Annotated in this window: 5 protein-coding genes and 1 tRNA gene; 2 read left to right on the forward strand and 4 right to left on the reverse strand. The window is 63.9% G+C overall.

The annotated features are described in order from the left end of the window. Window positions 1-142 precede the first annotated feature (142 nt). Both NKG99_RS15465 and ssuD read right to left on the reverse strand, forming a co-directional pair. Complete coding sequence (locus tag NKG99_RS15465) at window positions 143-1,594, reverse strand: FAD/NAD(P)-binding protein (protein WP_352869141.1); 1,452 nt, start codon at window positions 1,592-1,594, stop codon at window positions 143-145. Beyond that, a complete protein-coding gene (ssuD, locus tag NKG99_RS15470; protein ID WP_352869144.1) occupies window positions 1,591-2,763 on the reverse strand; it encodes an FMNH2-dependent alkanesulfonate monooxygenase in 1,173 nt (390 codons plus the stop codon). Before ssuD ends, NKG99_RS15465 begins: the two co-directional genes overlap by 4 nt. Window positions 2,764-3,091: 328 nt before the next feature. On the opposite strand from ssuD, the gene NKG99_RS15475 reads away from it, so the two are divergent. Next, window positions 3,092-3,766, forward strand: coding sequence for a GntR family transcriptional regulator (locus NKG99_RS15475; RefSeq protein ID WP_352869147.1), 675 nt, complete (start codon window positions 3,092-3,094; stop codon window positions 3,764-3,766). 208 nt (window positions 3,767-3,974) lie between these two features. Here the strand turns inward: NKG99_RS15475 and NKG99_RS15480 are convergent. After that, window positions 3,975-4,050, reverse strand: a tRNA-Ala gene (locus NKG99_RS15480). A gap of 172 nt (window positions 4,051-4,222) precedes the next feature. Further along, window positions 4,223-4,615: a TIGR02300 family protein gene (locus tag NKG99_RS15485; protein ID WP_352869150.1), complete on the reverse strand. Its 393-nt coding sequence runs from the start codon at window positions 4,613-4,615 to the stop codon at window positions 4,223-4,225. A 207-nt stretch (window positions 4,616-4,822) separates the two neighbouring features. Between NKG99_RS15485 and aroA the strand changes: the two genes are divergently transcribed. Further along, on the forward strand, window positions 4,823-6,181 hold the full coding sequence (gene aroA / locus NKG99_RS15490) for a 3-phosphoshikimate 1-carboxyvinyltransferase (RefSeq protein ID WP_352869153.1): 1,359 nt from the start codon (window positions 4,823-4,825) through the stop codon (window positions 6,179-6,181). Window positions 6,182-6,233: the final 52 nt, after the last annotated feature.

Below are 6,233 nucleotides of genomic sequence, written 5' to 3' on the forward strand. Positions count from 1 at the left end.
CGTGTCGTTGATCGCTCCGGTCACGCCGGCTTCCAATATTTATTATGTTTATAGAATATATATACAAAGGAGGATTTTCCGTTTTTGAGGCCCTCTTGGGACGGAAATACCAATTTTGCCCGACCAATCCGGCTTGCCGATGTCAGCTCGCGAGCGGACCAGGCACAACATTGGCGCTGATGGTGGCTGGCGATTCGAGCAGCTTGACAATTTCGGCCGCGACCGCCTGGGCATGGCGGGCGACCTCGGGCAGGCCCATGAGTTCGCCGAAAGTCGCTCGCGCCAGCGGACCCGCGACGAACAGTGTCGTGGTTGTCCCGCCATCCCGGCCGACGGCGCGGCTGTCGAGACTGGTCTCGATGCCCAATCCGTATTGGTCCATCCTGATCAGCCCGGCTTGCGCCAGCGAGCTTAGCGCCGGGTTCAGCCGCGGTGCCTGCCCATGGGCCGGACCCGTGGTGTTGATGACGGCATCGAAGCGCGCCGTCTCGATCCGCGTCTGCCCGCGCCGCTGAAAGCTGACCGCCAGGCTGCCGTCCTCAACGTTCGACGCGACAAGCCTGGCGGCGATGGTGTCGAATGTGCCGCCCTCATGACGGCGGTCGAGCACGGAAGCGACCTGCGGAGCGATCCGGAAGCGATGCACGTCCCAGAACACGCGCAGCTGGCGGACCAGCCTTGCCCGCTCTGGCGGGGTAAGTGCGGCCCACAGCACAGGACCTTGCAGGCGCAACTGGTCGAAGACGGACTGCCAGTTGACATTGGCCGCACGCGCCGCCGCCAGCGTCGCGCGAATGTTCTTGAGCAGGCCAAGCGCCGTTGTTGCCGGGGCCGAGGCAAAGTCGCCGAAAGGCTCGCCCCTGATGTCCGGGTGGCCACGCGAGCGCAGCCCGCGGCGCGACAGCGCCACGATGCGGCCGCGATGGCCACGGCGGGAGAGTTCGGCGACCATGTCGGCCGAAGTCAGTCCGGAGCCGACGATCAGCACCGAGGCCTCCGGCCCGATCCCGGCAAGCGCTGACGCGACGTAAGGGTCGGCGATGAAACCCGGCGCTTCCGCCAGTTGGATCAGCGCGGCTGGAATCGCGGGGTGCGGGTGCGTCGCTGCCAGGACGACGATGTCGGCGGCGACCAACCCACTGGACGTATGCACGGTCCAGCCCGCGCCACTGGCATCGCGCGTTACATTTGTGGCGGACCCTTCAACATGGTGGACAACGCCTGAGCCGAGATGCGGCGCCAGATGTTCGGCGACGTAGCGGCCAAACACGCGCCGGCGCGGATAGGCGTCGCCATTCTTCCAGATGGCGTCCGTGTCGCGCTCGAGTTCTCCGCTGCCGGTCAACCAGCGCGCGAAGTGCCGCGGGTCGTCGGGTACCATGCTCATTCTGACAGCCGGGACATTGACCCGGTGCGACGGCTCCTCGGTGGAGTAGGCAAGGCCGCCGCCGAGCACCGGCCGCGGCTCGATCACCGAAATGGAAATACGCTCCGGCCGATGCATTCGTGCCAGGTGCCAGGCCACCGCCGCGCCGGAAAAACCGCCGCCGATTATGGCGACACGCAACCGGCGGATCGGAGGGAGCGCGTTCATGAAGCGCTGGCGAGCGACTTCGGCCGGTGGTCGCCGGCGATGGTCTCGCCGAACGGGCCGGTATTGACGGACGAAGCGGCAACTTTGACCGGATGATCGGTCGGCAGTCTTGGCAGCACCAGTTCACCGAAGCGATAGGCTTCTTCCAGATGCGGATAGCCGGAGAGGATGAAGGTGTCGATGCCGAGGCGCCGGTATTCATCGATGCGCTCAGCGATCGTGTCGGGGTCGCCGACAAGCGCGGTCCCGGCGCCGCCGCGCACCAGGCCGACACCGGCCCAGAGATTGGGCGCGATCTCGAGCTTGGCACGGTTGCCGCCATGCAGCGCGCTCATCCGCGCCTGGCCGACCGAATCCATGCGGGCAAAGACTTTCTGTGCCGAGGCGATCGTCGCATCGTCGAGCCGGCTGATCAGCCTGTCGGCGGCGGCCCAGGCTTCCTCGCTCGTTTCGCGGGCGATGACATGCAGGCGAATGCCGAAGGAGAGTTTGCGGCCGGCCTTCTGCGCCAGTTCACGCACGCCATCCAACTTGCGCTCGACATCCGCGGGCGGCTCGCCCCAGGTCAGATATTTGTCGATCTCCTGCGCCGCCACCACGGATCCGGCGTCGGATGAGCCGCCGAAATAGAGCGGCGGATAGGGCGTCTGCACCGGCGGAAACAGCAGCCTTCCATCCTCGATGCGGAAATGCTTGCCCTCGTGCTCGACCGTCTCGCCGCTCAGCACCCGCTTGTATATCCGCAGGAACTCCTGCGTCACCTCGTAGCGCTCGGCATGCGATAGAAAGATGCCGTCGCCCTTGTTCTCCAGCGGATCGCCGCCGGTGACCACATTGATCAGCAGGCGCCCGTTGGAGATGCGGTCCAGCGTCGCCGTCATGCGCGCGGCCAACGTCGGCGACTGCAGGCCGGGCCGCACGGCGACAAGGAAGCGCAAGCGCTCGGTCAGTGGCACCAGCGCCGACGCGATCACCCAGGAATCCTCGCAGGCCCGGCCGGTCGGCAGCAGCACGCCGTAGTAACCCAGCGTGTCGGCGGCCTTCGCGACTTGCGTCAGATAAGGCAGATCGACGGCCCTGCCGCCTTCCGTCGTGCCGAGATAGCGGCTGTCGCCATGCGTCGGCAGAAACCAGAGCACCTTGATGCGTTCAGGAATGTCGCTGGTCATGGCCTGCCTCCCATGTGGTGACGGAGACTGCCGGCAATGCCTGCTTTGGTTGAGAGCAAGCGCAAAAGGGTGGGCATGGCGTGGTCCTGTCCGTGTGGAAACCAGATCGCCCGTGCAGATTGCTTATTCCATAAATTCTGTAGAGTTAGTTTATTCCAATTCCGCCGACGGGATTAGAAATTCTCTCCAGCCGGCCCGAATCCGAACTCACTGACTGTGACGCTTTGCCCGGGTGCGAATTCCAAGTCGAAGCCGCGCCTCGCATTAGGTGCTTTCTGATTTACATTCTAATTTGATCATTTCCGGCGACCTAAGCCACGGATTTCCCATGGACCTGGACCCTTCGACTCTCAATCGGGCTCTTCCGCTCCGCGATCAGATCTATCATCAGATTCGCAACCTGATCGTCATCGGACAGATGAGGCCTGGGGACGTGATCAGCGAGGTTAGCATCGCGGAAGCACTCGGTGTTTCGCGTACCCCGGTGCGCGAAGCGGTCAAGCGCATCAGCGACGAGGGTCTGGTCAACATCCTGGCGCAGACCGGCACCTATGTCGCCCCGATCAGCCGAGCCGACCTCGAAGAAGCCTATATCATCCGCCGGGCCTTGGAGATGGAAAGCACCAGGCGCGCGGCCGCCAAATTCTCACCGGCAGCCGGCGAATTGCTGGAAGACAATATGGCGGCGCACCGGCTTGCCATATCGCGGAGCAGATATGCCACCGCGATACAGCTCGACGACGTCTTTCACCGGACCATCGCCGAAATCTGCGGCCTGCCGATGATCTGGAGAGCCGTCGACATCTCAAAGGCGCAAATGGACCGTGGCCGCTACCTCGTCATTCCGAAGCCCGGCTATGGCGAACAGACGATCGAGCAGCATGAAGCCATTCTCGAGGCGCTGAAGCGTCACGACGCCGAGAGCGCCGCGCAAGCGATGGAACACCATCTCGAGACGTCGTTGCGCAACACGCTCGAAGTCGCGGCCGACCTTCTCGGCTGAAGCCGCCAAGCCGCACCAGTTGCTGCGCCCTTCGATGCCGTCTTGTGTCCCACCAAAGCGTCGGCGACTAGGCCAAGGGCTGAGGTTGTTGGGGCTGAAATCCGCCGAAGCGCAGTCTTTGTCAGGCGGGGTAAAACTCGAGCTGGCAAGCCTTTGAAGAGGCGCGATTATCCCGCAAGGGAATAGCCAGTTTTGCAGAGGGACTGTTTGGTGGAGCCAATCGGGATCGAACCGACGACCTCTTGAATGCCATTCAAGCGCTCTCCCAACTGAGCTATGGCCCCACTTCCGGCAGTCTACCGGCGCCGTTTCCGGCGAAGAGATCCGGCGCGGGTTGGAGACCGCGCCGTTAGTGCAGGCGGCTTCTAACCCCGCCTTTCGTCAATATCAAGCCTTCGAGAGCCGCTTTTTCGCAACAGGCCACGAAAGCCTGCAAACGCCCGCTTTCAAGGCCGATCAGACCTCGTCGTCGTCGTCGCCGACGCCGATCATGTCGGCAACGTCGTCGTCTTCTTCCTCTTCGTCGGCAAGGAAAGTGTCATCCTCGTCGTCGCCGAGATCGACATCGTCCTCGTCGTCGCCGAGATCGGGCAGGTCGTCGCCCTTGGCGTCCTCGTCTGCCTCTTCGAGCGAGACGACCTCAACGCCCTCTTCTTCCTCGGCGTCCACTTCCTTCTCGGCCACTTCCTCTTCTTCCTCCTCGAGAGCGGCAATCTTGCCTTCCTCGAAATAGGAACGCGGATAGGTCTTGCCGGTGTAGGGCGAGACGATCGGGTCCTTGTTCAGGTCGTAGAATTTTCGGCCCGTCTCCGGGTCGATACGTTTTGTGCCAAGTTCGGTTTTTGCCACGGCAAGCCTCGTCGATAAAAGAGTGGTCCCCTTAACCACAGTTTGCAGCGCTGTCAAAGCGAAAAGCCGGCGTCACAAAACCATGCATTGAAAGGCCTCCCGTCAAGCGACGACCACGGGGGATGACCATTTCGGCCCGCCGTGATACGAGACCGCCGCAACAAATGAAAAGCGCCGGCCCGCCGGCATTCCGTCCAGGGAAATTCCATGTCTCACGCCGCCGCCCCAAAGCCGGCCACCGCCCGTAAATCATCAGCGCTTTCCGGCACGGCCCGCGTGCCGGGCGACAAATCGATCTCGCATCGCTCCTTCATGTTCGGCGGCCTCGCCTCCGGCGAGACCCGCATCACCGGCCTGCTCGAGGGCGAGGACGTGATGCGCACCGGCGCGGCCATGAAGGCGATGGGCGCGCATATAGAGAAGCGCGGCGCCGAGTGGGTGATCCGCGGCACCGGCAATGGCGCGCTGCTGCAGCCGGAAAGCCCGCTCGATTTCGGCAATGCCGGCACCGGCTCGCGGCTCACCATGGGCCTTGTCGGCACCTATGACATGGAAACGACCTTCATCGGCGACGCCTCGCTGTCCGGCCGGCCGATGGGCCGGGTGCTCGAACCCTTGCGCCAGATGGGCGTGCAGGTGCTGAAGGCGACGCCCGGCGACCGCATGCCGATCACGCTGCATGGGCCCAAGCATGCCGCACCGATCACTTATCGTGTGCCGATGGCCTCGGCGCAGGTGAAGTCGGCGGTGCTGCTCGCCGGGCTGAACACGCCGGGCATCACCACGGTCATCGAACCTGTCATGACGCGCGACCACACCGAAAAGATGCTGAAAGGCTTCGGCGCCAACCTTTCGGTCGAGACCGACGAGCGCGGCGTGCGCCACATCTTCATCGAGGGCCAAGGCAAGCTGACCGGCCAGACCATCGCGGTGCCGGGCGACCCCTCCTCGGCCGGCTTCCCGCTGGTGGCCGCGCTGATCGTGCCGGGATCGGACATAACAATCGAGAACGTGCTGATGAACCCGACCCGGACCGGCCTGCTTTTGACGCTGCAGGAAATGGGCGGCAAGATCGACATCCTGAACCCGCGCAATGCCGGCGGCGAGGACGTCGCCGATCTGCGCGTGCGTTACTCCGAGCTGAAAGGCGTCATCGTGCCGCCCGAGCGGGCGCCGTCGATGATCGATGAGTACCCGGTGCTCGCGGTCGCCGCCAGCTTCGCCGAGGGCGAAACGCTGATGCAGGGGCTGGAAGAGCTGCGGGTGAAAGAATCCGACCGGTTGTCGGCCGTCGCCAACGGGCTCAAGCTCAACGGCGTCGACTGCACCGAGGGCGAAGCTTCGCTTGCGGTGCGCGGCAAACCGGGCGGCAAGGGTCTCGGCGGCCATCCCAACGGCCAGGGCACGACCGTGCAGACCCATCTCGACCACCGCATCGCCATGAGCTTTCTGGTGATGGGACTGGCGACGGAAAAGCCGGTCACCATCGACGACCAGGCGATGATCGCGACAAGTTTCCCGGAATTCATGGGCCTGATGAAGGCGTTGGGCGCGGAGATTGGGTGACGTTCATGGCAATCGCTAGCGTTGAAGATTGCGCTCTGGCAGAGACGTCGGC

Source organism: Mesorhizobium sp. M1409, from assembly GCF_040317535.1.
Lineage (GTDB): Bacteria > Pseudomonadota > Alphaproteobacteria > Rhizobiales > Rhizobiaceae > Mesorhizobium.

What these genes read in the sequence shown, in the direction of transcription:
- NKG99_RS15465 (WP_352869141.1), bottom strand. Translation starts at nt 1,594, where the DNA reads ATGAACGCGCTCCCTCCGATCCGCCGGTTGCGTGTCGCCATAATCGGC.
- ssuD (WP_352869144.1), bottom strand. Translation starts at nt 2,763, where the DNA reads ATGACCAGCGACATTCCTGAACGCATCAAGGTGCTCTGGTTTCTGCCG.
- NKG99_RS15475 (WP_352869147.1), top strand. Translation starts at nt 3,092, where the DNA reads ATGGACCTGGACCCTTCGACTCTCAATCGGGCTCTTCCGCTCCGCGAT.
- aroA (WP_352869153.1), top strand. Translation starts at nt 4,823, where the DNA reads ATGTCTCACGCCGCCGCCCCAAAGCCGGCCACCGCCCGTAAATCATCA.